Source organism: Pseudoalteromonas sp. S554, assembly GCF_005930865.1.
GTDB classification, from domain to species: Bacteria; Pseudomonadota; Gammaproteobacteria; order Enterobacterales; family Alteromonadaceae; genus Pseudoalteromonas; species Pseudoalteromonas marina.
Genome location: NZ_PNDV01000001.1, coordinates 135,420 through 159,984 on the forward strand (window position 1 = coordinate 135,420; position 24,565 = coordinate 159,984).

The window sequence follows — 24,565 nt, forward strand, 5'->3', positions numbered from 1 at the left end:
TAATTTTTCATAAGGGCTCACATGCAGAGCACAACATTTGATTACATTGTTATAGGGGCAGGTAGTGCTGGGTGTGTTATTGCTTCGCGTTTATCTGAAGATAAAAATGTGAGTGTATGTTTAATTGAAGCCGGCGGGGGAGATAAAAGCGCTCTTGTTCAAATGCCAGCTGCAGTTGCTGCCAGCGTGCCTTATGGTATTAACAGTTGGCACTATAATACAGTACCCCAAAAAGCACTTAACAATCGGTGCGGTTTTATGCCAAGGGGTAAAGTGCTGGGTGGTTCAAGCTCAATCAATGCAATGGTTTATATTCGAGGTAATAAACACGATTATGATGAGTGGGAAAAGCAGGGGAACATTGGCTGGGATTATAAAAGCATGTTGCCCTATTTTATAAAAGCTGAAAACAACAGTGAATTTATAAATAACCCATTGCATGGAGTTGGTGGACCGCTTTATGTACAAGAGCTAAATACGCCAAGTTCTGTTAATCAGTATTTTTTAAATGCTTGCGCTGAACAAGGGGTACCGCTAAATGATGATATTAACGGTAAAGAACAAAGTGGTGCACGTTTGTCGCAGGTTACACAGCATAAAGGAGAACGTTGTAGTGCAGCGAAAGCGTATTTAACACCTAATTTAAATAGGGATAACCTAACCGTATTCACACATTGCCACGTTAAAAAAATAAATATAAAAAATAAAACTGCGCTAGGAGTGCAAATAACACGTAACAAACAGCAAATAGAGTTAACGGCTAATAAAGAGGTGATTTTGAGTGCGGGGGCTATTAATTCGCCGCAAATTTTAATGTTGTCGGGGATTGGACCAAAAGAGCAATTAAAATTACATAATATTGATGTGAAGGTTGTGTTAGAAGGCGTTGGTGAAAATTTACAAGACCACCTTACAGTGGTTCCACTTTTTAAAGCCAATAATAGTGCCGGTACGTTTGGTATAAGCCCAAAAGGTGCGCTTCAAGTTACCAAAGGGGTTGCAGATTGGTTTAGTAAACGAAACGGATGTTTAACAAGTAACTTTGCGGAGTCTCATGCGTTTATTAAATTATTTAAAGATTCGCCGGCACCTGATGTTCAACTCGAATTTGTAATTGGGCTAGTAGACGATCATAGTCGCAAGTTGCATTATGGGCATGGGTACAGTATTCATAGCAGTATTATGCGACCTAAAAGTAGAGGGACTATCAAGCTTGCAAACAATGACCCCTATGCAGCACCGCTGATTGATCCTAATTATTTAAGCCATCAAGATGACTTAAACATAATGTTGTTGGGTTTGAAAAAAACACTCGCAATAATGAATAGCCCAGCCTTTGATGAAATACGTGCAGATATGGTTTATCCACTCGATATAAATAATGATCAGCAGTTAATAGAGTTTATTCGTGAAACAGCTGACACTGAATATCATCCCGTTGGGACATGTAAAATGGGTAAGGACGAGATGTCGGTTGTTGACAGCAAGTTAAAAGTGCATGGCGTTAATAATTTACGTGTTGTTGACGCGTCGATAATGCCCACAATTGTCACAGGTAACACTAATGCCCCTGTTATAGCGATTGCAGAAAAAGCGGCTGACTTAATTAAGGCAGCCAATAGTTAGCTGTAAAAGGTGTTTAACCAGTGTTGCCAATCAGATTCTAGGCGTAACATTTGCAAGTGCTTTTTAGCTTTAAGATGTTTTGCTTGGTCTTCTTCTGCGATGAACGGTCCAACTCGGCAAAGCGCGCAATGGTTTGATGTTAAGTAGCTGGGTTTAGTTAATTGTTTGGCTAGTTGGGGTTCTAAGGTGCTACTTTTTGGGCTAAATACATACGTGATCCCGCTGGTGTCTTTGACGTGTTTGTCACGGTCAACATTACGAATTTTATATCCCGAAAAACGTGTTATATCAAATGGCATTTGGCCACAATATTTGCTGCTTAAGCGTTCGTTTAAACTGCCTTCTATGTTCCATTCACGATAAGGTTTTACATCTTTAGAGGTTATAAAGCAAAGCATTGGGCCATTTGGGTTTAACGCAAACTCAGTGGCATATTTAATAAATTGATGTAATAGGGCTCTGTTTAAAACGTTCATACTTGATTGACGAGTGCTAGCTTCAAACGCCTCTTTACCTACAAATGCAGGAATAAGTGGGAACTGAAAAATGACTACATCAAAGTATTGGTTGTTACTTTTTAATGTTTGCCAACACGCTTTGCTCGTCACATCAAAATTATTAAGAACGTCAACACTGCATTCACGCAATTTTTCTAAAGCGTTATCAGGGTATTTTTGTTCTATGGTTTGTGCGCTATCGTAAGTTGAGGCGACTAACTTATTTGGTTTTACGTGCTCAAAAATCGCATGAGAAAACGATAGATCGCCATCGCCAACAGTAAGTATTCGCCAATTTGGATTTAAGTACATACTTTGCTATGTGTTTTGCTTATTAACGTTTTGAAGTTGCTTATTCGCCGTATTTAAACGCTCAAAAGCAAGCCTTGTTTTTAGGCCTTCGATGGCTATTTGCTTAATAATTAAGTTAAAAGTGATTACAATTGCAAATGCAAAATGCAGTGGGCCATCTGTAAACCCACCGTCCGCTTTATATAACGTTACGCCAAATAATATGAGCAAAACAACTAAAAATATCTCAATAAGTTGATTTGAATAAAAGTTGAGGCGGTTTTCATTTTTGTGATCTTTTTTAATGCTAATAGCGCAAAAAAATGGAATGACCTTGATTTTGAAAGCGGCGTTTTTTTCTACATAGTTTTCGCCAAGCTCGTCAAGCTGCTGGCGTAATTGGTCAATCATGGTGAGTCCTCAAATAGCTGTGCGCGGATGGTACATTATTACCGCGCAATATTTAAGGTAATAGCTACTATTTTGGGTAAATACTCATACCAATAATAAATATGTGGCATACAAACACGACCGACGTCAGCACAAAGCGCATTTTTTGATAGTCTTTGTCGTAGGTTTGCCACTGTGGTGTTGATTTTTCAAAAAGTAGAACAAGCCAAAAACTCAGCGATAACCACCCTAAAACCCATTCAACAGGTAAAAATGCTAAAAATGGTACCGGAATAACAGGTAGTACCGCTTTTATTGCATCAGCATAGCTTTGCTGGCCGGCATGCCAAAGATTACCTGCCATAAAAGCAAGAATAGCAATGCTATAAAACGCAAAAAACTCTAAGTTAACACTGTTACTACCGAGCATCAGCGGCCACGCTAAACAGGCTAGAAATGGTATTAGGCCAAGATAGCCTAATTGGATGTGATTGATAAACTTGTTCATAACAGTGTGCCCTGAGTATTTTTAATAGTAAGCGAGGCAATTGTATCAGCCTTACGCGTGCAAACCGATATGTTGCAATAAATTAAGTACGAATCTAGTTATTATTTAGTTTCATCCTAAAAATCGATTGTTTTAATCTAAACAATCAATTTTATTTAATTTATCGATGGGCTTATTGTATTAATCAAGCCAGCAAGGTTAGCCAACAAATCTCGCTTTGCTTGGTAACTTAAATTAAAACATTAAATATAAATGAGGAATACTATGAGCACTTCATTAATCAACACAAAAATTCAACCTTTCAACGCAACTGCATACCACAATGGTGATTTTGTAGAAGTATCTGAAAAAGATGTACTTGGTAAGTGGTCAATCTTCTTCTTTTACCCTGCAGATTTCACATTTGTATGTCCTACTGAACTTGGCGATGTTGCTGATTACTACGAGCAACTACAAGAAATGGGCGTAGAAGTTTACTCAGTATCAACTGATACTCATTTTACTCATAAAGCATGGCACGATACGTCAGACACAATCGGTAAAATTAAATTCCCGATGATTGGCGACCCAACAGGCCGTATTACTCGCAGCTTTGGCGTTATGATTGAAGATGATGGCCTAGCACTTCGTGGTACGTTTGTAATGAACCCTGAAGGTGAAATTAAAGTAATTGAAACTCACGATTTAGGTATTGGCCGTAGCGCTAAAGAGCTAGTGCGTAAAGTACAAGCTGCACAATACATTGAAACTCACGACGGTGAAGTTTGTCCAGCATCGTGGCAGCCAGGTGAAGATACACTTGCTCCTTCACTAGACCTAGTTGGTAAAATCTAAGTATAGATTACCTCAACTATAAGGGCAGGTAACTGCCCTTAAACCAATAAATATTCGTTTATTGGTGCCTCCTATCTCAATATGGTAATTAAGCACATGCATTTATTGGCATGGGAGGCTTGCTGTTTAAATTTTCCTAAAAAGGGTTAAGCCATGTTAGATAACAACATTAAAAATCAATTAAAAAGCCATTTCGAATCGCTTACTCAACCTGTTGAGCTGCTTATTGCCTTGGATGACAGCAAAAAATCAACAGAAGTAAAAAGCTTAGCAAATGATTTAGCATCATTAAGCGATAAGTTTACGGTAGTTAACAACCCAGATACCAGCGCACGCCGCCCGTCTATGGTTGTACATTCACCAGTTAAAAATACCCATATTACGTTTGCAGGCGTACCGATGGGACACGAATTTACAAGTTTAGTGTTGGCGCTTTTACATACTGGCGGGCATGCAAGTAAAGCAAAAAGCGAAGACATTGAACAGATACAATCACTTGATCAAGAACTTAATTTTGAAATTTACATTAGCTTGAGCTGCCAAACGTGCCCTCAAGTAGTACAGGCGCTAAATACAATGGCCGCGACTAATAGCAAAATTAAAGCAACAATGATTGATGGCGCACTATTTCAAGAGGAAGTAGAAGAGCGCAACATTTTAGCCGTACCGGCTGTTTATTTAAATGGCGAACCATTTAGCCAAGGTGCATTAAGCCTAACTGACATTTTAAACAAGGTAGATAGTAAAGGTGCAGCACGCCAAGCAGCGGCACTGAGTGAAAAAGATGAATTTGACGTACTAGTAGTTGGTGGTGGGCCTGCGGGTGCCTCAGCTGCTATTTACTCTGCACGTAAAGGCTTAAATACAGGTGTTGTAGCTGAACGTTTTGGTGGGCAAGTTGCTGACACATTAGCTATTGAAAACTTTATATCTGTTAAAGCCACTGAAGGGCCAAAACTTGTTGCACAGCTTGAAGAGCATGTTAAAGAGTACGATGTTGATGTAATGCATAACCAACGTGCTGCAGGACTTGAACGCGTTAATAACAAATACGAAATTACGCTTGAGAACGGGGCTACTTTAAAAGCTAAATCACTTGTTTTAGCAACCGGTGCACGCTGGCGTGAAATGAACGTACCCGGTGAGCAAGAGTACCGCGGACATGGTGTAGCATACTGTCCGCATTGTGATGGCCCTTTGTTTAAAGGTAAGCCTGTAGCAGTAATTGGTGGTGGTAACTCAGGTATTGAAGCGGCAATCGATTTAGCAAACATTGTTGAGCACGTAACAGTGCTTGAATTTGCAGATACACTTCGCGCCGATGAAGTACTTATTCGCAAAGCGAAAAGCTTAAATAATATTACTATTATTAAAAACGCCCAAACTACAGAAGTACTTGGCGATGGTAAAAAGGTAACAGGACTCACGTACACAGACCGAGTATCAGGTGATAGCAAGGCACTTACTCTAGCGGGTATTTTTGTACAAATAGGCTTAATTCCTAACACTGAGTGGTTAAAAATTAGTGACTTAGCGCTAAGTAAATTTGGTGAAATATTAATTGATGCAAAAGGTGCTACGTCATTACCGGGGGTTTATGGCGCAGGTGATGCAACAAATACCCCATTTAAGCAAATTATTATTGCCATGGGCAGCGGTGCAACAGCAAGTTTAGGTGCTTTTGATTACTTAATTCGCAACAGCGAAGAAAGCGAGCAAGACAAAACAGCTGCTTAACGTGCAAAACTTCTCTTGATATAACAGCAAGGTACACCCATCGCTGTTTGTTAACCCAAGCCGCCCTCTCCAAAGGCGGCTTTTTTATGGCGTAATTAATCATATATAAATAGGTTAATCGCCACCGCCACCGCCACCGCCACCACAGGCAGAATCTGAACCGCTGCAATTATTATCAGAGTAACTTGTGCCAGTATTGTATGTGGTTGCACCTTGTTTTGAGTTTGTAGTGGCAAAGGTAAGTAGTAGCAAAAAGCCACTTACAATTAAAATTACCATGATTGACTGCCAATCCTGTGACGAATAACCGACATAAAGTGACAAAGCTAAAATAGTAATCAAAATGGTCCGAGCTATTAATTTCATTGTTATTTCCTTTTACTTACTGTCAGGTACATTTAATGTAATTTTGGCTTAACGGTTTTTATTGCTGATGCGATAGCGAGCTCAAGTGAGTACATTTTAAAAGGTTTTGATATAAACATATCCATGCCAGCTTGTTTACAGGCAAGTTTATCTTGCGACGACGTATTAGCCGTTAACGCAACAATATACGTTTTATCTGCGGGGCAAATTTTTTGCTCTCTTAACTGCTTAGTTGCTTCAAAACCGTCCAAAATAGGCATAATACAGTCCATAAAAATAAGGTCATACGGCTTTTGCTTACATTTTAAAACAGCGTCTTGACCATCAACCGCAAAGTCGGGGTGTATATTAAGCTTATTTAGGGATGCGTTAAGCACTAATCTATTGATGTCGTTGTCATCAACAACAAGCACAGATAACTCGCTTGTGTTTATATCAATGTTAGCGAGCGGTTTATTTTCAAGTGCTTGCTCTTCACCTCGGGTTATAGGGATATAAACTGAAAATGTAGAGCCTTTATTAATTTCGCTACTGACTTCAATTTTACCGCCCATGTACTGAACAAGTTCTTTTACAATTGCTAAGCCTAGACCTGTACCGCCTTTTGTATTTTTAGCATCGACTTCTTGCGTAAATGGAGAAAATAGCGATTTAAGAAATTCAGGAGTCATCCCTCTGCCTGAGTCAGTCACGGTAATAGTGAGTGACAAAGCGTCGTCAATATTGGTTAAAAACGTGTCCAGCTTTACACTACCTTTTTCTGTAAACTTTAATGCATTACTGAGTAAATTGGAGGTAATTTGGCTTAGGCGTGTGTTGTCGAAAAAGGCCCAGCAATCGTCATTAATTTCATTTTTCACTTCAAGTGCGACACGCTTTTCAGTAAATAAAGGGGTATAAAGTGAAACAAGGTCAGTGAAAACAGTTTTTAATAAAACATTGTTTGGTTCAAGCTTAAGCTCGCCATGATTAATTTTTGAGAAATCAAGAACCTCATTAATAATATTCAATAATATGTCTGAGCTGCGTAGCGCAACTTTAATTTTTTCTGTTCTTTTTTGTTCATCATGCTCATCTATCAAGGTGGTGAGCATGCCTGTAATACCATTGAGTGGCGTTCTAAGTTCATGGCTAATTTTTGCAAAAAGCATGCTCCTATCAAAAAGTAAGCGTTCAGCCTCTGCTTTTTTGCTTTTAAGTTCTTCACGAAGTGTCATCGACTCTGTTACATCTTGAAACGTGCCAAATAACCTTACGCAGGTGTCGCCTTCAAATTCAGCTTCTCCAAAGGTCGATACCCAAATGTTGTTATTTTTTGCAGTAACAATTTCAAGGTCTAAATTCCACTTTTCGCCTTTGCTAACGGCTAACTCTACTGCTTTGGTAATATTTTCTCGGCTTGATCCCTCTTTATAGAAGTTAATTGCGGTTTCCATCATAGGTTGATAGTTTTCATCAACTTCGTGAATTAGTTTGGTTTGCTTGCTCCAATAAATTTTATTATGAGCAATATCGACTTCCCAAGTTCCTATATTCGCAACGCTTTCAAGCTTAACAAGGCTATTACTATTTTTTATTAGGCGATCTTTTGTTTGGCTTCTGGCAAATTCCGCACCTAACCATTGTGCAAATAATTCTATATAGTCATAGGCTTGGTCTGTAAAAACAGGCGATGAGTCAGCAGAAGAAAAGTTAACGGTTCCAAACACTTTATTACCTACTTTAATAGGAGCACCAATGTAGGATTCCAGTTGGAAATTAGCAAAGCAAGGGTGGTCTGCAATTTCGCTCTGAGATACATTGTGAAAAGCGAGGGCTGAGCCTGCTTTGAGGGTGTGTGTGCAGTAAGTACCTTGTAGGTCAAATTGTGTACCTATAGCAAGATCATTGTTGGGGGTAACCGCATATAAAACAGTGTAACACTGGTCTTCAACTTTACTGATGATAGCTAAATCAAGATTAAAAACGTTAAGCCCAAACGTTAATAGCTTTTGCGTTTTGTTGTCAAATGATAAACTTTGATCAGAGACTATGTCGTGAAATTGCCTAAGAAAATTCAATAGAAAAACCCTATGGTATTAATTTTTTAAAACTTTATTTAGCAAGCTTAGAATAACGTTAAAAAGTGATAAAAAGCTATTAGTATCTCGGCAACTAAATACAAAAAAAACGATTTGATTAAAATATAGATTTAGCGTATCTGGGTGCACGTTATCTAATTTTTAATTTAGTATGTTGAGTTAGGTGTGTACTCTGGGTTGATATCTCCATCAACTTCTTCTGGATCAACATCGTTTATCAGCAGTGTTTCTCTTACGGCTTCTATATGATTAAGGACCGTTTGATAACGCTCACCATATTCATATTTAGTCACTTCAATAGCTTTTGGCATATATGTAAACGCTATTTTAAGAGCATGAAGTGCATCGTCATTTATTTTTTCACTCATATTTTTCTCCTGACTAAATTAATATCGGCGGTTAAAGTATTTTCTTTAATTGTTTATTTTAGACTGCTTGCAAGTATGCACGTGCCTCAGCTATGCCCATTTGGTATCCGTTATTTAAAATATCAAACGATTTGGTGGTTCTGCCCACTTTAAAGTGCTTTGGTGGTGCAATAATATTAACTATACAATCGTTGGGTGGGTTTTCTATAAAATCGATACTTTTATTATAAACATCAGCTCTATTTAATGCTGCATTTATGAGTGCAGGATAGCCCTTGTAAATTTGTTTAGTGAGCCAAGGAGCTTTTGTCGCTTTTTTTTTGTACCCTCGTGAACGTGACAAGATAACCGTTATTTCGCGCGCCCCCATTTCATAGGCCTTGATGACAGGAATAGAGTCTGCAACTCCACCATCCGTCATAGGTGTGTTATTTATAATCGGGTAATCACGATATGCAATAGGAATTGCGCAGGATGCTTTTAATTGCTCAACCATATTGTCGTTTGTTGCTTCTAAATAATAGGCTTTACCTGAATCTATAGCGGTAGTAACAATATAAAACGGTTGTGGGTTTTGCTCAAATATTTCGGTTTGTAGACGAATTTCACGAATAGTTTCTTCCCATAACCAATCAAGGTCAAATAAGTGACCACCTTTTAAAAACCGAGCCAGATTAATAAACTCCGGCCTACATGAATAATCTGTTATCACTTTGTAGTTTCGCATGGGTTGCTTACATAAGAATGCAGCTACATTTGTTGCTCCTGCAGAAACGCCAAAGTAACAATCAAAGGGCTGATGATTTTGTGATAAAAATTCATCAAGGACGCCTGCAGCAAATATACCGCGCATTGCGCCACCTTCTACTACAAGTGCATGTTTTATATTTTTAGCCATAATTGTAACTCCTTTTAATCTGACTTTATGTTACCAACTATGGCGAGTGAGGGCGACTTATAAAACACATACTATCAATAAGTTGCATTCCTATTAAAAGTTAATTCAATAATAAAAAAGCAATAAATAAGACATTTAATTTAATAAATATGTTGGTAGTTAATATATTAATTAATCGGCATACTATTTTTAGTAATTTTATGGCTGTAATTACATCGCACTGAGTTATATTTTTTGTTAATGTTAGGCTTTAAGCTTATGTTAATAATAAACCTTAAAAGGGTTACTGATACTGCAACATTAAGATGGATAATACGCGTCAATGTTTTTGCATAAATTGACATTGTTATAGTTATTATATCGCGAACGTAAGTCAGTATAATTCAGCCGTTGTTGCTTTCGAGCCCGTTATTTAAGAACCTTGTGCTGCGATTAATTGTACTAAGGTCATAGTTTGCTCCTAAAAGGTAAATAAACTCTATAATGAGCGATTTTAAAATCACCTTATTTAATAATACGCAAAATCAGCTTGGCGAAAGTCCGCTATGGCACCCAATGTTGGAAACACTCTTCTGGGTTGATATCAATAAAAAACTGTTATTTTGTTGCTCACTCGGTAAACCAGCAAATGCTTACTCGGTTGAAATGCCTTTTATAGTGACAGCTATAGCTTGGCAAGATAAAGAGCATTTAATTTTAGGAACTGAATCTGGGATTTATCGTTACAATATAAAGCGTAAAATACCTCAGTTAATTACGGAACTTGAAAGTGGCGACACGAATAGGCGCTCAAACGATGGTCGTGCCGATCCCTGGGGTGGTTTTTGGTTAAGTACAATGGATATGACTGCCGAAAAAGGGCAGGGCAAGATATACCGCTATTACAATAAAAAGCTAGATTGCATTGTGACTGATTTAACCATTCCTAATGGTTTGTGTTTTGATAAAGCTCGCTCTCGTGGTTACTATTGTGACTCTTTTACAAGCTGTATTTACGTTCTTGACCTTGATGTTAATACAGGTGAAGTTGCTGGCACGGCGAAGGTATTCTATCAATTTAATAACACCGATGTAGATCCCGATGGTTGCGTAGTCGACAGTATTGGTAACTTGTGGTTAGCGGTATGGGGAATGGGCTGTATTATGTGTTTATCGCCTGATGCAGAAGTAATTCATACAATAAAAGTAAATAACCTCAATCCTACATGTACAGCATTTGGCGGCAAACAAGGTGAGCTGCTATTTGTGACTTCAGCAGTGTGCGAGTCTAATAAGGACTTACAAAATATACAAGGGACGACAATTCAAATTAGCGGGATAAAAAACGGGCAACTAGAGCCACCCGTTATTTTATAATTTGTTTACAGGTTACTGGGAGACTGGTTTGACCCACATAACGCCAACATCTTTTTTCATAACGTATACGCGAGTGCCTGCAGTAATTGTTTGCTCACTTTTTAATTTCCAGCTAATACCTGAATAATTATACGTAGTTAACCCTTGATCGGTAACGTCGTCATCTAGGGTAAAAGTAAGCTCTGCAAAATCGTTTGTTACGGGCTTTGTATCCACACGGTTTTGCATTTTTTTGAGAGGTTTCCACAGGCCAATGGCTAAAATAGCCGTTACCACTGTGTTACTCCATAGTGCAGTTGTTAATGAGTCAGGCAATATTCCTATGCTCATTGAAAAACCAGTTATCAGTAGTGATAGGCCAAAAAATAATAGAATAATAGTAGAGAGACCCAGCACGGCTACTTCTATTATTAAGGCAATGATACCAAGCACCATAAGTGCTTGTGGTAAATTTTGCATAATAAAATCCATACAAACCTCTTTAGGTGTTAACCTTTATTTTGCTTGTTTAAACTATTAATGATTGCCATGCCTTGCGCAACCATTGAGCTTGCATCTGTTGCGTTGTCAGGGAGTAGAACAACAGATGATTCACGTGCAATGGCTTCTTTAGCCGAAATGGCTTTAGTTGCTAAATCAAGTTGAATCGCTTTTTGCCCTTGCTCTGTATCAGCGGCTTCACCGACTTTTAATAGTGCATTGGCTTGTGCTTCAGCGACGGTTGTAATTGCGGTAGCTTCACCTTCTGCACGTAAAATTTGCTCAGCTTTATCTGCTTCTGCAGCAAGCACTTGTGCTTGCTTTTTACCTTCAGCGACATTTATATTTGCTTGACGGTCACCTTCAGATTCTAAAATTTGAGCACGTTTTACACGCTCAGCCTTCATTTGTGCTTCCATAGCTTCCATAATAGAATTTGGCGGCACAATATCTTTAATTTCGTAACGCAGTACTTGAATACCCCATGGCTCAGATGCCTGGTTTATTGCAGCTACGATATTTGTGTTTAGTAGGTCACGCTCTTCAAAAGTTTTATCTAGCTCCATTTTACCAAGCTCTGAACGCATTGTTGTTTGCGAAAGCTGAACAACCGCAAATGTATAATCGTCAACACCATAGGTAGCTTTGTACGGGTCTAATACTCGAAAGTATAATACGCCATCTACAATTAACGAGATGTTGTCTTTTGTTATAGCTGATTGAGATGGAACATCTTGGGCCTGTTCTTTTAAGCTGCGGTCGGCAGATATTCTATCGATAAACGGAATAATAAAATTAAGGCCGGCTTCTTTGGTTGATTGGTATTTACCAAAACGTTCAATTAGCCAAGCTCTATTTTGAGGGACAAATTTAACACTGCTTTTTAGAAGCACAATAACAAATATGAGTAAAAATGCCTCAACGGTAAATACGACATCGAGGATTTGTGACACTGGATCCATTTAAATATTCCTTATAATAATTAATCATAAAATAGTGTGTTGTTTTAATTTTAAACTAATAAAGACTACCACTTTTCAATGTAATTACCTACAAAAAGTGGGCACTTAAGAAGTACATATTATCGAGGGGGGCTCTCGGAAATTTTATTTCGACCAGTTTCTTTAGCGTTATAAAGAGCAGCGTCTGCTTTTGCAATAATGTCTTCTGCTATTGTTTTTGTGTTAGGAATTAGGCTGTAAAAACCAATGCTTAAAGTAAGCATATCACTTACTTCTGAATATTTATGCTCGATGCCCAACTTGGCTATTTCTTTTTGTATTAGAGTGGAAAAGCAATATGCATTATCAGTATTGGTACAGGGTAAAATAAGTGCAAATTCTTCACCACCATATCGAGCTGCTAGATCGCCGGGGCGCTTACATAAATTTTGCAGTGTTTCAGCAACTTGTTTTAATGCCTCATCCCCTTTTTGATGACCATAACTATCGTTGTATTTTTTAAAAAAGTCGATGTCGCAAATAAGTAAGCTAATGGGTTGTTGGTAACGAACGCATCGTTGTATTTCGTCATCTATAGTTTGATCAAAGCATCGACGATTAGCTATGTTAGTCAAGCCGTCTGTATTTACCAGCTCACTTAATTGTTGATTTGCTGTGATAAGTTGCTGCTGAGTAAGTTCTAATTTTTGTTTATAGTTTATATTTTTGAACGCGTTGGTTAGTATTTCACCCACTAATTTTATTCGGATTAAATCAAGGTTTGTCCATTCACGTTTTACTGCTACACAATCGCAACCAATAAAACCAACAAGCTCTTTTTCGTAGCTTAAGCCAATGCACATTACTGATTTGATTTTTTGTAGTTCAAATTCTTTTTTTTCACCACCTGCAGAGGCTGGTAAATCCGCAACATCATTTACTTTAAAAAGGTAAGTGTCGTTCATTAATTTAAAAAAGTAGGGTAATTCACTTTTAGGTACATTTTGCAACGAATCCTTAAAAGGCATTATGCCTTTATTTACCCATTCATGTGTATTACTCATTTGTGTGTTTTCGTCGTTAAATTTAAATAAATAGCTGCGATCTGCATGGCATACAGTGCCAATTGCTTTTAATGCATAATTAATATGTTTATCTACATCATCGTTTTGAATATCAATGAGATCGGCTGATATATTCGATATAACAACATCAAAATTATATTGTTCATCAATTGTTTGTTTTTCTATTTCAAAGGTGATCATTGAAACGCTCTCGGTAATATTGGCAAATTTAATGTTCAGTAAGAAGGCTGTTTGATCTACTTCAAGCACCACTTTATTTTGAACATTAGGTATAAGATAAACATCAAAAAGGTTCTGTAATAATAAAGTTTTTTTACTTAAAGGGCTTATTAGCTTTATGTGACTAAAGTGATTTTCATTCAAGTCAGAATGCTGCTTTAAATTAAACAGGTTTAACGCGGATTCGTTTGCTTTGTAGTTGCGTGTTTTTGAGTCGTGGACCAAAACAGCAAAAGGGAGACACTTTAATGTACTCCAGATCTCTTTAATCGAGTTCAACGTTTAAGTTACCTCATTTTCTATAAAAGATAGGACATATCCGATTGATTTTTATTCTTATAATATAGTTTTAGTACAGTTTTGTTGATATTACTAACTTTTTTAGTGCGTTTATGTGAGTCACGCATTATAATTGATACTGTATATCATTACTCCTTTCTTCAGTGAGCCTTTAGCGGCTTACTTGCATTTTAAGTATAGGTAACCCAAGTATTTCATGACCGAAATTACAACACACCAAGCTTCTCGTAGGCGCTTACTCATTGCGCTTGCAATAACATGCTCATTTATGATCATACAAGTAATTGGCGCGTATTATGCTAATTCGCTTGCTGTATTAGCTGATGCAGGACATTTGTTTGTGCATAATAGCTCGCTATTTATTGCCTTAATTGCTTCAAGTTTTGCTATTCACTTAGCTAAAACTTTCAATGATGGCTATCAACGGGCTGAGTTAATGGGTGGGCTTATTAATGGCATTTTATATCTCGCAATTAGTTTGGTGATTCTATATGAAGGTGGGGAGCGATTTATTCATCAGCATGAAGGTAACGAACTTGAGATAAATAGTTACTTAATGTCGGTAATTGCGGGGCTGGGCTTTTTGTTCCACGGTGCCGCTGCTTGGGTGTTATACAAGGGACGAAAAGCAAGCATTAATGTTTATGCCGTGTTCTTACATTCGTTTTTTGATTTGATTTCTACTGTGTCCACTTTTGTTGCTGGTGTATTAATATATTTCACAGGCCTTGCGGTCATCGATATTTTATCGAGTATGCTTATAGCGTCGTTTGTATTGTTTACGGGCATTAAAGTAATTATAAGTTGTATTAAAGGTTTGCGTTTAAATAAAGCAAAACTTCCTAAGGTAGCAGATATTGAAAGCGAAATCACAAGCATAGAACACGTACATAACGTACATAATGTAACTGTAACACGTAATTACGATGGCCTAGTGGTGGGGGCTCATGTGGTACTCAAAAAGCACTGTACTATTGAAAAGCATGACGAAGCATGTCGCTTGAAGGTAGAGAATCTGCTTGCTGAAAGGTTTAGAGTAACGAGTAGCGTACTGCAAATTGAAAGCCATGAATGCCATCATATTCACTAGAGTTTATTAACCTTTCAAAGTTAAATTCCAACGGTCTACATGGTGCTTAGGCAAGACAGTGCACATAAGGTGTGTACCTTCACAAATAGTTGATAACGCATAATTAATGCAAGCAGACGCGGCCCCGAAGGGGGCTACCGGGGCAGTTTACTTCTTGTTGCTTGGCTTTGGTTTACTGTTACAGAGTGTAAAGGCCGAAGAGTAGTGCAGGAGTAGTAGCCAACCTGGTGCTGCGATTAAACCGCTGTAAGTTTTAACAAACACTAACCCACAAAGGTCATTAGAACTGTGTGTTAGTGGATGGGGGCTCTAATGCCTTGCTAGTTGCTTCAAATAAGCTCAATAATTTTTCTAAAACAACTATTTTCATTAAGTGCTTCAGCGCTCATTGGTTTTGCAAGGTAGTATCCTTGAAGCACATGGCAACCAGCGTTAACTAAAAACTCCATTTGGTCACGATTTTCAACGCCTTCAGCAATACAATATAAGTTTAAATTTTCAGCTAAAGAAATAATAGTTTTAATAATTGACTCGTCTCCTTTGTCCTCACCAATACTATTTACAAAACTTTGATCTATCTTTATGACGTTAATTGGGAATTGGCTCAAGTAAGTCAGCGATGAATAGCCTGTACCAAAGTCATCAAGCAATAATTTAAATCCTGCTGCTTTTAATTTTTGTAACTGCTTAGCAGCTTTCAGTTTATCTTCAAGCAATATAGTCTCTGTAATTTCGAGCCTCAGTTGCTTTGGCAGAATACCCGCGTCTGCTAGTATGCATTGTAAACGTTCGGTTATGTTCTCCTTTAAAATATGTTTTGGTGATAGGTTTAAGGAAATATAAAATAATGGATTGTCATTCAGTAGTGGCGCTAATTCAATAAGTGCGCGTTTAAGGGCTAACTCAGTTAAGCGCTCGATTAAACCGGTTTCTTCTGAAATTGGAATAAACACTGCGGGTGAAACAAATTGCTCTTTGTTTTTCCAGCGCATTAGTAGCTCTACACCATTTATTGTTCTTGCTTCAATATCAACAATTGGCTGATAATGATTAAAAAATAAGTCGGCTTTTACTGCATCTTTTAAATCATTTTCGAGCATTAGCTTTTGTTTTATTTGTTCGTTCATTTCATCGCTAAAGAAGCTAAAACCATTCCTGCCATTTTGCTTTGCTTGCATCATAGCGACGTCTGCGTTACGAATTAAAATGTCGGTTGTTATTGCATCAAATGGGTACAAAGCAACGCCTATACTGGCAGAAATATTAATCGCAAAGTCTTCAATCATCACTTTATTTGCTAATTCTTTACTAATTAGCATAACTGTTTCTTTTAATGAGTCCTGAGATTCTACATTTTTAATAAGAACTAAAAACTCATCTCCACTTTGGCGGCCAAGCTGTGCATTTTCGTTAAGAATATTACCTACCCGTTCAGTAATATTACAAAGAAGCTTGTCACCTACAGCATGACCAAAAGAGTCATTTACTGGCTTAAACTTATCTAAATCTATAAATAAGAGTGCGCAATGTGTATTTGAACTTTCGGCTTGTTTAATAGCTTCCTCAATTTCTTGATACATTAAACTACGATTTGGTAGTTTTGTTAGTGCGTCGTAATTGGCTAAATAACGCAGCTCATTTTCAGCTCTTTTTTGCTCTGTTAGGTCAGAAATAACAATTACATAGTAGCTTACTTCTGTTGTACTTTTTGCTACAGCAGTCACATTAATATGCACTGGGTGCTTACTGCTTTTAGCTGTTTTTATTAACGTATCAATATGCCAGTTTTCAGTTGGTTGCAATTTTTTAAGTATTTTTGCAAACTTTTTACAGTTTTCTTTACCAATAGACTTTATAAATAGTTTCGGGCTAAGATTTGTAAATTCCTCTGAATCAGAGAACGTTCTTATAAAACTATTATTTGCTGAAAATGGCATTAAATGATCGTCTAAAATCAGTAACCAATCGTTTATTTGGCTAAATGCTTCACCTAGTATTTTGGCTTGTTCTTCATTGGCACGCTGCTCTGTAATATTGGTATAAATACCAGACACATACAAAGGTTTGCCTGTTTGAGTGTCAAAAATTATTTGGCCAGTGTCTTGATACCACAACCACTGCCCATTTTTATGGCGGAGACGATATGTTGATTGCCAATTTTTATTTTTACTTTTTTTGCTTATAAAGCTTTGCCATTTGGTTTCAAATCGACGCTTATCGTCAGGGTGTATAATAGAAAAAAACAGCTCTATCGATACTCGTTCTTCAAGGTTCTCATAACCCAGTTCTATGCCGCGTAAGGTATTTACAGAACCATCTTTAAATCGAAAATCCCATATTCCACTTTTATTATTTTTAAGAGCGAGCTCTGTTTGTTTTTTCGAATTTATAGTGTCTGTATGCGCTTGTTGAATAACATTTTGGCGGTTACGGTATTGCCAGAAAAATAAAGCGAAGAGGCTTAACATAACTATAATATAGGTGAATATCGCAAAGGGTGACTTCCAAGGAGCATAGGCTACATTCATGCTCAGCTTAACTGGTTGGGCTTTAATTACACCATCTTTAAAATGAGCGTTTATGGTGAGAGTGTAGCTTCCTGGTTGAAGTTTAGTAAAAAACACCTGATTTGATTTTAAGTTGTTATAGGTAAGTGATGTTGGGCCATCAAGAACCACATCATATAGCGTTTTATTTGTATCTGGATAAGAGAAGTCGGAAAAGCTTACCGTTAACCCCATATCATCATGACTCAATTTGAGTGGTTGATTACTGTATGCAAGAGGTGAAAAAGGTAATTCTCTTGTCAATAGACTGACATCTGTAATTGCTAATTTATCTTTTTTAGTTGTTGCTTTTGTATTGAAATCAGCAGGATTAAAAAGAAGCGCGCCTGCATTACTACCTAATATTATTTGCCCATTATTCAATTTTCTTTGCGTGTAGTCTGTAAATTTATTGGTGCTTAAACCATCTTTAACAGAAAAACTTGTAACATTAAGTGTGTTGAGGTCTACCTTGTAGAGCCCATTCTCAGAGCTTGCCCAAAGATACTTGTTTTCTTCAGGCACTAAAGACAAAATTGAATTTGAATTTAAAGAACTTTTAAGCCCCAGAGAATGTTTACGTTCATAGCTTTGTGGGTCTATGCCAATTAAGCCTTCATAAGTAGTTGCAAGCCATAAAACATTTCTTTTTAAGTCAAGGTAATAACTATCTACAGTGTAATAGATGTCGTCTCTATTCTTTGATGACTGAAATATTTGGGTTAAGCTTTGTGTTGACTCGTTATACCTATATAGGCTGTTGGTCATACTAATTAAAAGTTCATTTGGGTGTGTTTCCATTGGCGGAAGGAACACATAAGCATATATTGGGTCTAAAAAGTTTTTAAGTCCTTTAACAACCCTTATATCACCCGTTTTTTCGTTAAATAGGTAAAAGTTTTTGTCGTTTGCAAATGCATATTGATGAGTGCCAATTTTGGCAAAACCAAAAACAGTTGGTTGAGTAAGTAAATCGTTATTAGTACTTAAATTTGATACTAATTGCTTACTACTTTTATCAAACAACTCAAACCCATTGTATGTAGACAGCCATAAATATTGGTTGTTTCCAAGGGAGGAAGCAAAAATATCATAAATTGCTGACGAACCAAACACTGCTTTTGCGTCAGTTGAGTTTAAAAAAGTATGCGTAGTTTTTGTTTTAGGGTTGTATTGAGCTAGGCCATCGTTTGTGCCAAACCATATAGTATTATCTTCGTCTTCGTGAATTTTGTTTATTGTATTATTGACGGGCAACTTAATATTTTTAAATCGTCTTGTATTAATGGGCCACGTGAATACCCCTTGGCTTCTTGATGATAACCAAAGTACTCCTGTTTGGCTTATTGTTAAATCGTCAATTGAGTTATCGTTTATATTAAATTTACTTTTTTCATAATTTAATATGAACTCTATTTCGCCGTTTACCCGGCTAAAACTATATAACCCTTTTTCTGTTGCTACAAACTCACCCTGGTCAGAATTAATGTAATCCCAGATATTAAGATCGGGAATAAGCGTCGTTATTTTAGAACTGAGTACAAGGTTATCTTCTGAAAATGCGAATTTATAAAGCCCTTCTACCGTGCCAATTAGAAGGCCAAGCTCTTTATCTACCTGCAAAAACTTTACATTAATGTTGTCTATTGTTGTTTGTTCGGCAGAGTGAAGTGGTATTTCTGTAAGCTGATTACTTACAAGGTTGAGCGTATATAGCCCATTATTGGCACCAATGAAAAGTGTATTATTGTGTAGTGTTAAAGCGCGAATAAACGAAGTTTTTTCAGCTAAAGCGGCTGTTTGTGTAAAAGCTCCAGTAATTTTGTTGTAAGTGACTATTTGGTTATCAATTGCTAAGTAATAAAGTTCGTTTTTTTCAGCCATTGCTTCAACAGGTGAATAAATCTGTTTTTCTTTATCGAGCTGACCAGAGTAAATTTTTTCTGTTTTTAAAGTTTGCGGGTCTATTAGGAATGCCCCAGCTATATCAGTTGAAACCAGTAACTTACCGTCTTGTGTTTTTAACACCGTAGAAATATAATGTTTGTCTAGCTCAAAACCACCGTCGAATGTTTCAACATTATAGCCATCAAACCTATTTAGTCCTTGTTGCGTTGCAATCCAAATGTAGCCAATCTCATCTTCTTGTATTTTTACAACGTAATTTTGTGAAAGACCTTCATCAGTAGAAAGACGTTGTAACTGTTGGGCATAATTTTGCGATGCAAATGCATTGGTCATACACAACATTATAAATAGAACAAAAAGGGATAATTTACTTATTGGCACTGATGACCGATCTCCGAAACAGGTACTGCTCTATACAGCTAAGTGTTAAATATAGCACAATTTTTATTTTTTTTTACAAAAAATAAACTGATTATATCAATGCAAATTTAATGCAATGAACTAATATTTAACACTATTTAAGGGTTTTTGGGAGGTCTTAAAATGGGCTTAACAAACATACAGGCTAAAGATAGTCTTTTACTGATCATAGATATTCAAGAGCGACTTTCCCCCATGATTAGTGATTTTCAAAGTCTTTTAAAAAATACACTAAAATTAGCGCAGGCATCTTGTGTGCACGACATACCAACACTTATCTCAGAGCAGTACGTGCAAGGATTAGGAGAAACCGACGAGAAAATTAAATCTGTTTTACCGCGTGCTACGTATTTTAGTAAGGTGTATTTCAGTGCTTGTGAAGAAGCTGGCTTCTTAGATAAGTTAATTAGTTTTAACAAAAAAACGATTGTTGTAGTGGGCACTGAGGCGCACGTGTGTGTTTTACAAACGTGTATTGATTTATTAAAAAATGGATTTGAAGTGGTTTTAGTAACAGATGCAATAGGCTCTCGTAATGCTGAGCATAAAAGTATCGCAATAGAACAGCTAAAGCATGGCGGAGCGGTAATTTCATGTGCAGAAATTATTATATTTCAATGGACAAAAACTGCAGCTACGCCTACGTTTAAGAAAATATTACCTATAATTAAATAGGTTACTTGTATATAGTGTAAATTAAATGTTTATTATTATTAAATTTTAAATTATTCATTGATAATATTGGTACTATTTGGCTGTATTTGTACTAAGTTAAATGTATTAGCAAAATTAAAAGTTAGGGTCTTTATGTCTAGTGTTAGTCGTTTATTAATAGTTATTTTTGTGATCTTATTCGTCGAATCTATAGGATTAGGCCTTTATTTTGGTACGTTAACTCAAGCATTCATAGTCGGTTTACCGTTGTGTTTATTACCAATATGGCTACTTAAAACTCAAGAAAATAACCCTATTACTCCCCACATAGTTGCTGCTGCAATTATGATGTTTTCTTTTTTGCATATACAGCAAGCATTTGGCTTAATTGAAGTGCATTTTGAAATTTTTATATTAATGCCTATCTTAATTGTTTTTGTTCAGTGGCGCGTTTTTATTACAGCTATATTGTTTGTCGCGGTCCATCACCTTTCTTTCTACTACTTACAAACCCAAAATACGGGCTTTTATGTTTTTGACCCTGATAGGCTTGCTTTTAGCACTGTGATTATTCATGCAGCTTATGCAATAGTTGAAGTGCTTGTTGTAGGTTACATAGCAATTACTTTAGAGAGAGAGCGCCGGGCTGGAACATCACTTAGCTCAGCAACTGAGCAAATCATGGAAAACTCTGAGCACATTAAATTATCTCTTAGAGCCGATTACACGCAAAGTGAAGCCGTTGTTGGTTTTAACACCTTGCTCGATTACTTGTCGGACGTTATTAAACAAGTTAAAACTCAATCGTATTCTCTTAAAACCAATTCGGGTGAATTAATACAAGTTCATGATCAACTAGCGAATGGTGCACAGCAGCGAACTCAGCAAACAGATGATATAGCTAATTCGGGGGCTCAAGTTGCGCATGGTTTCAAATTAGTAGAGCAAGAAAGCGAAGTGTTGAAAACACAAGTAGATAGCATCACACAATCTGCTAAAGGGGCTTTAGACGACGTATTGCAGACCGACAGTAAAAGCAGAGAGCTACTGAATTTGTTAAATCATACAGAAGAGCAAATTAATCAACTCGTTGCTGCCGGCGATGTCATCTCAAGCTTATTAAACGAAATATCTGGGATTGCTGAGCAAACAAATTTACTTGCGCTTAACGCAGCCATTGAAGCCGCCAGAGCTGGCGAGCACGGAAGGGGCTTTGCAGTTGTAGCGGATGAAGTACGATCATTGGCAAACCATAGTAAAGCAACTACTGACAAAATAGGCCTGACTCTTAAAGACTTGGTTACAAATAGTAAAACATCTACTCAATCAATGACTCAGTGCGTAAGCTTTGTTGTTGATTTAACTGAAATAAGCACTGCAATGAAAGAAAACATTTCAGCAATGAGTGAACAGATAAAAGCGGTATCCAGTAGTACTACCTCGGTTGCACAAGTTGTTTCAGAGCAAGCTGGTAATACAGAACAAATTGCTAACAGCACAGACCAAATGCGCCAAAACCAGTACGAAGATTCCAATATCGTTAAGCAGCTCACCGACAAAGTTCAGTTAATCGACGTGAGTATTGACGTACTTGAGCAATCAATTGCTAAATTTAAGTAACGGTCACCTTTTAAAATTTATAATACTAGCCTGGTTAGGATTCGTTATATCAGGCTTAGTTTATTTTCAGGTTGGTCAGCTAAAATCGTTTGATAGTGACAGAGTATTATTACAGGATGGTTGGTTTTTAAGTTTTAAAAAGCAGCTAGGGTTGAATACGCAAATACACGAGGCATCTTTAGTTCTTGTCATAGAGCAAAACTGTGGTTGCGCAAAGCAGGCTAAAGCACACATTACCGCACTTAAACGGTTTGCTGACGAAAAAGGCTTTAATATTATCGAGCATCCTTACTCAGCTGAGTTACATCATGTTATTCCAGCTACGCCAGCCGCTGTAATTATTGATAAGAATGGCGAGTTTGTTTATGCGGGGCCATTATCCGAAGGATTGGCTTGCTCACAGGGCAGTGGTTTTGTAGAAACGGCTATGACTAACTTAGTTGCTGGGTTTAACTCAAAATTACTCGTAGCAGATACTAAAGGCTGTTATTGCAAAAATAGGGTCTAGCTTCAGGGGGTCGCTTCCTTAAAGTAAATTTGTTGAGTGTTAAATCACACTCTATTTTTTCAAAAAGAGCCTAACTGAGTAGTCAGTAGTTTTATGCAAGTGATTTATATTTGTATTAGTGCACACTTTTGAGTGAAAGTTTTATTAGTCACTCTCAAATAAACTAATCTATATTCACTAATTATTAGATTTTAATGAGCAATCTATCAATTTGAATCAATGGCGATACTAAATAAAATTGACAAAAGATTAGGGGAACAATGAGTTACCAATTTTTGTATGAAAGGTTACCCTAAAGTTATAATTGGGTTTAAAAATAAAATTCAAATAACGCTCTAAAAATTATTGATAACTATTACTATTTAGATTAATATAACTATATCGAAAGTAATTAGAGTGGTTTGTAATCATGTATATTTGTCTATGTCACGGTGTCACAGATAAAAAAATTGAACAAACAATTGATGATGGTGCAACAACTATGCGTGAGTTGGCAAAAGAGCTTAACGTCGGCAGCCAATGCGGAAAATGCTGTGGTTGTACTAAGAAGATTTTGAATCGCAAGCTGATTCAAATTGCAGACATAACAGATCAAGTAGCTTAATTATTTTAAAAAACATTGCATAAAAAAAGCAGCCATGTGGCTGCTTTTTTTATGTTTATAACGTGTTGTTAAAGTTGAGATTGAAGATAATTTTCTATACCTACATTCTCAATAAGTTGTTGCTGTGTTTCCAGCCAGTCCATTTGCTCTTCTTGTTCGTTTAAAATATGGTCGAGTGCTTCTCGGCTAATGTAGTCTTTTTTACTTTCAGCTAATTTAACCGCAGCGCGAAGTTCGTCTATAGTATCAAGCTCAAAGCTCATGTTAGCAGCAATCATTTCTTCGCTGTTTTCACCAATACGTAAACGGCCTAAGTCTTGTAGGTTTGGTAAACCCTCTAAAAATAAAATGCGCTCAATTAAACGATCGGCGTTTTTCATTTTTTGAATTGACACTTTGTAGTCTGCTTTATCAAGCTGGCTAAAACCAAAGTCTTTAAACATACGTGCATGTAAAAAGTATTGATTAATTCCGACAAGTTCATTAGCAAGTACGCTATTTAACGCTTTAATTACCTCTAAGTCGCCTTTCATAACTTTAGCTCCTGCTAACCCATTTGAGATTGATGGTAATTTTCTGAGCCAATTTTTTCAATTAGGCCAAGTTGTTGTTCTAACCAGTAAACATGATCTTCTTCTGTATCGAACAATAGTTTTTGGAGTATTGCACGAGATTGGTAGTCTTGCTGTTCTTCACAGATGGCAATTACATCTTTTACGCAGGCAACAACTTCTAATTCGAGTGTTAAATCATTTTGCATCATGCTTTTAACATCGTTTCCAATAAGCAAATCACGACGCTTGGTAAGGTTTGGGACACCTTCTAAAAATAAAATACGTTTGATTAACCAGTCAGCATGGTCTTTTTCTTCTTCCATTTCATGATTAAGGCGCTCATAAAGTTTATTTAAACCCCAATCATCATACATGCGAGAGTGTATAAAATACTGATCGATTGCAGCTAACTCGTTGGCGAGTAGCGCATTAAATGCGTCGATTACTTTTTGATTACCTTTCATGATATGTCACCATAGCTTTGTTAATTATGGCTAGTGTAGTGTAAAACCAAGTAATTGCAAGTTTTCTCTATAAAAATCATTGTGTTACTATTGGTTTTGATTCTTATTTAAGTTTGCATTGTTGCTTGCTTTATAGGCTCTCTGCGTTTTGGGCACACAATCAATTTTTGCTTGAATAAGAGTAGCTTGAATATATTTAAAACAGCTTAGGTAATACGGG

The 24,565-nt window shown here is 36.9% G+C and carries 22 protein-coding genes; 9 read left to right on the forward strand and 13 right to left on the reverse strand.

The genetic code is table 11. The features are described 5' to 3' along the window. Positions 1 to 21: 21 nt before the first annotated feature. A complete protein-coding gene (locus CWB65_RS00585) occupies positions 22 to 1,626 on the forward strand; it encodes a GMC family oxidoreductase (RefSeq protein ID WP_138739592.1) in 1,605 nt (534 codons plus the stop codon). On the opposite strand, the gene CWB65_RS00590 is transcribed toward CWB65_RS00585, so the two are convergent. The 3 genes from CWB65_RS00590 to CWB65_RS00600 form a co-directional block, all read right to left on the reverse strand. After that, positions 1,623 to 2,435 (reverse strand): class I SAM-dependent methyltransferase, encoded by an 813-nt coding sequence (locus CWB65_RS00590; protein WP_138739593.1) that lies wholly within the window; start codon positions 2,433 to 2,435, stop codon positions 1,623 to 1,625. The two genes, CWB65_RS00585 and CWB65_RS00590, sit on opposite strands and share 4 nt — an antisense overlap. Positions 2,436 to 2,441: 6 nt before the next feature. After that, positions 2,442 to 2,825, reverse strand: coding sequence for a hypothetical protein (locus tag CWB65_RS00595; RefSeq protein WP_006791613.1), 384 nt, complete (start codon positions 2,823 to 2,825; stop codon positions 2,442 to 2,444). Positions 2,826 to 2,892: 67 nt separating this feature from the next. Continuing rightward, entirely contained in the window at positions 2,893 to 3,312 is a 420-nt protein-coding gene (locus tag CWB65_RS00600) for a DUF3429 domain-containing protein (RefSeq protein ID WP_138739594.1), read from the reverse strand. Positions 3,313 to 3,576: 264 nt separating this feature from the next. On the opposite strand from CWB65_RS00600, the gene ahpC reads away from it, so the two are divergent. Next, positions 3,577 to 4,146: an alkyl hydroperoxide reductase subunit C gene (gene ahpC, locus CWB65_RS00605; RefSeq protein ID WP_138739595.1), complete on the forward strand. Its 570-nt coding sequence runs from the start codon at positions 3,577 to 3,579 to the stop codon at positions 4,144 to 4,146. Positions 4,147 to 4,299: 153 nt separating this feature from the next. Then, the gene (ahpF, locus tag CWB65_RS00610) at positions 4,300 to 5,883 is read left to right on the forward strand and encodes an alkyl hydroperoxide reductase subunit F (RefSeq protein ID WP_138739596.1); all 1,584 of its coding nucleotides are present in this window, start codon (positions 4,300 to 4,302) and stop codon (positions 5,881 to 5,883) included. 114 nt (positions 5,884 to 5,997) lie between these two features. On the opposite strand, the gene CWB65_RS00615 is transcribed toward ahpF, so the two are convergent. The 4 genes from CWB65_RS00615 to CWB65_RS00630 all read right to left on the reverse strand — a co-directional run bounded on the left by CWB65_RS00615 (position 5,998) and on the right by CWB65_RS00630 (position 9,596). Next, positions 5,998 to 6,249 (reverse strand): hypothetical protein, encoded by a 252-nt coding sequence (locus CWB65_RS00615; RefSeq protein WP_138739597.1) that lies wholly within the window; start codon positions 6,247 to 6,249, stop codon positions 5,998 to 6,000. 32 nt (positions 6,250 to 6,281) lie between these two features. Beyond that, a complete protein-coding gene (locus CWB65_RS00620; protein WP_138739598.1) occupies positions 6,282 to 8,309 on the reverse strand; it encodes a hybrid sensor histidine kinase/response regulator in 2,028 nt (675 codons plus the stop codon). Positions 8,310 to 8,476: 167 nt separating this feature from the next. Next, on the reverse strand, positions 8,477 to 8,698 hold the full coding sequence (locus CWB65_RS00625) for a penicillin-binding protein (RefSeq protein WP_138739599.1): 222 nt from the start codon (positions 8,696 to 8,698) through the stop codon (positions 8,477 to 8,479). Between the two features lie 58 nt (positions 8,699 to 8,756). Further along, positions 8,757 to 9,596 (reverse strand): patatin-like phospholipase family protein, encoded by an 840-nt coding sequence (locus CWB65_RS00630; protein ID WP_138739600.1) that lies wholly within the window; start codon positions 9,594 to 9,596, stop codon positions 8,757 to 8,759. A gap of 483 nt (positions 9,597 to 10,079) precedes the next feature. On the opposite strand from CWB65_RS00630, the gene CWB65_RS00635 reads away from it, so the two are divergent. After that, a complete protein-coding gene (locus CWB65_RS00635; RefSeq protein WP_138739601.1) occupies positions 10,080 to 10,952 on the forward strand; it encodes an SMP-30/gluconolactonase/LRE family protein in 873 nt (290 codons plus the stop codon). A 12-nt stretch (positions 10,953 to 10,964) separates the two neighbouring features. Here CWB65_RS00635 and CWB65_RS00640 read toward each other — a convergent pair whose 3' ends face one another. The 3 genes from CWB65_RS00640 to CWB65_RS00650 all read right to left on the reverse strand — a co-directional run bounded on the left by CWB65_RS00640 (position 10,965) and on the right by CWB65_RS00650 (position 13,956). Then, entirely contained in the window at positions 10,965 to 11,423 is a 459-nt protein-coding gene (locus CWB65_RS00640; protein WP_006791621.1) for an NfeD family protein, read from the reverse strand. 17 nt (positions 11,424 to 11,440) lie between these two features. Next, positions 11,441 to 12,394 (reverse strand): SPFH domain-containing protein, encoded by a 954-nt coding sequence (locus CWB65_RS00645; protein WP_006791622.1) that lies wholly within the window; start codon positions 12,392 to 12,394, stop codon positions 11,441 to 11,443. 119 nt (positions 12,395 to 12,513) lie between these two features. After that, positions 12,514 to 13,956, reverse strand: a complete 1,443-nt coding sequence (locus CWB65_RS00650; protein WP_138739602.1) for a sensor domain-containing diguanylate cyclase — start codon at positions 13,954 to 13,956, stop codon at positions 12,514 to 12,516. A gap of 217 nt (positions 13,957 to 14,173) precedes the next feature. Between CWB65_RS00650 and CWB65_RS00655 the strand changes: the two genes are divergently transcribed. After that, positions 14,174 to 15,067 (forward strand): cation diffusion facilitator family transporter, encoded by an 894-nt coding sequence (locus CWB65_RS00655; RefSeq protein WP_006791624.1) that lies wholly within the window; start codon positions 14,174 to 14,176, stop codon positions 15,065 to 15,067. A gap of 329 nt (positions 15,068 to 15,396) precedes the next feature. Here the strand turns inward: CWB65_RS00655 and CWB65_RS00660 are convergent, their stop codons facing one another. After that, complete coding sequence (locus CWB65_RS00660; protein WP_138739603.1) at positions 15,397 to 19,854, reverse strand: EAL domain-containing protein; 4,458 nt, start codon at positions 19,852 to 19,854, stop codon at positions 15,397 to 15,399. A gap of 210 nt (positions 19,855 to 20,064) precedes the next feature. On the opposite strand from CWB65_RS00660, the gene CWB65_RS00665 reads away from it, so the two are divergent. The 4 genes from CWB65_RS00665 (at position 20,065) to CWB65_RS00680 (ending at position 23,327) form a co-directional block, all read left to right on the forward strand. Further along, positions 20,065 to 20,616, forward strand: a complete 552-nt coding sequence (locus tag CWB65_RS00665) for an isochorismatase family protein (protein ID WP_138739604.1) — start codon at positions 20,065 to 20,067, stop codon at positions 20,614 to 20,616. 132 nt (positions 20,617 to 20,748) lie between these two features. Beyond that, positions 20,749 to 22,215 carry a methyl-accepting chemotaxis protein gene (locus tag CWB65_RS00670; protein WP_138739605.1) on the forward strand — a complete coding sequence of 489 codons (1,467 nt, stop codon included), beginning with the start codon at positions 20,749 to 20,751 and terminating at the stop codon, positions 22,213 to 22,215. Beyond that, the gene (locus CWB65_RS00675) at positions 22,199 to 22,723 is read left to right on the forward strand and encodes a DUF6436 domain-containing protein (RefSeq protein WP_138739734.1); all 525 of its coding nucleotides are present in this window, start codon (positions 22,199 to 22,201) and stop codon (positions 22,721 to 22,723) included. The genes CWB65_RS00670 and CWB65_RS00675 overlap by 17 nt, the downstream gene beginning before the upstream one ends. Positions 22,724 to 23,132: 409 nt before the next feature. Beyond that, on the forward strand, positions 23,133 to 23,327 hold the full coding sequence (locus CWB65_RS00680; protein ID WP_006791629.1) for a (2Fe-2S)-binding protein: 195 nt from the start codon (positions 23,133 to 23,135) through the stop codon (positions 23,325 to 23,327). A 68-nt stretch (positions 23,328 to 23,395) separates the two neighbouring features. On the opposite strand, the gene bfr (CWB65_RS00685) is transcribed toward CWB65_RS00680, so the two are convergent. Together bfr (CWB65_RS00685) and bfr (CWB65_RS00690) are read right to left on the reverse strand one after the other, a co-directional pair. Then, positions 23,396 to 23,860 carry a bacterioferritin gene (bfr, locus tag CWB65_RS00685; protein WP_006791630.1) on the reverse strand — a complete coding sequence of 155 codons (465 nt, stop codon included), beginning with the start codon at positions 23,858 to 23,860 and terminating at the stop codon, positions 23,396 to 23,398. A 14-nt stretch (positions 23,861 to 23,874) separates the two neighbouring features. After that, complete coding sequence (gene bfr / locus CWB65_RS00690) at positions 23,875 to 24,345, reverse strand: bacterioferritin (RefSeq protein ID WP_006791631.1); 471 nt, start codon at positions 24,343 to 24,345, stop codon at positions 23,875 to 23,877. Positions 24,346 to 24,565 lie beyond the last annotated feature (220 nt).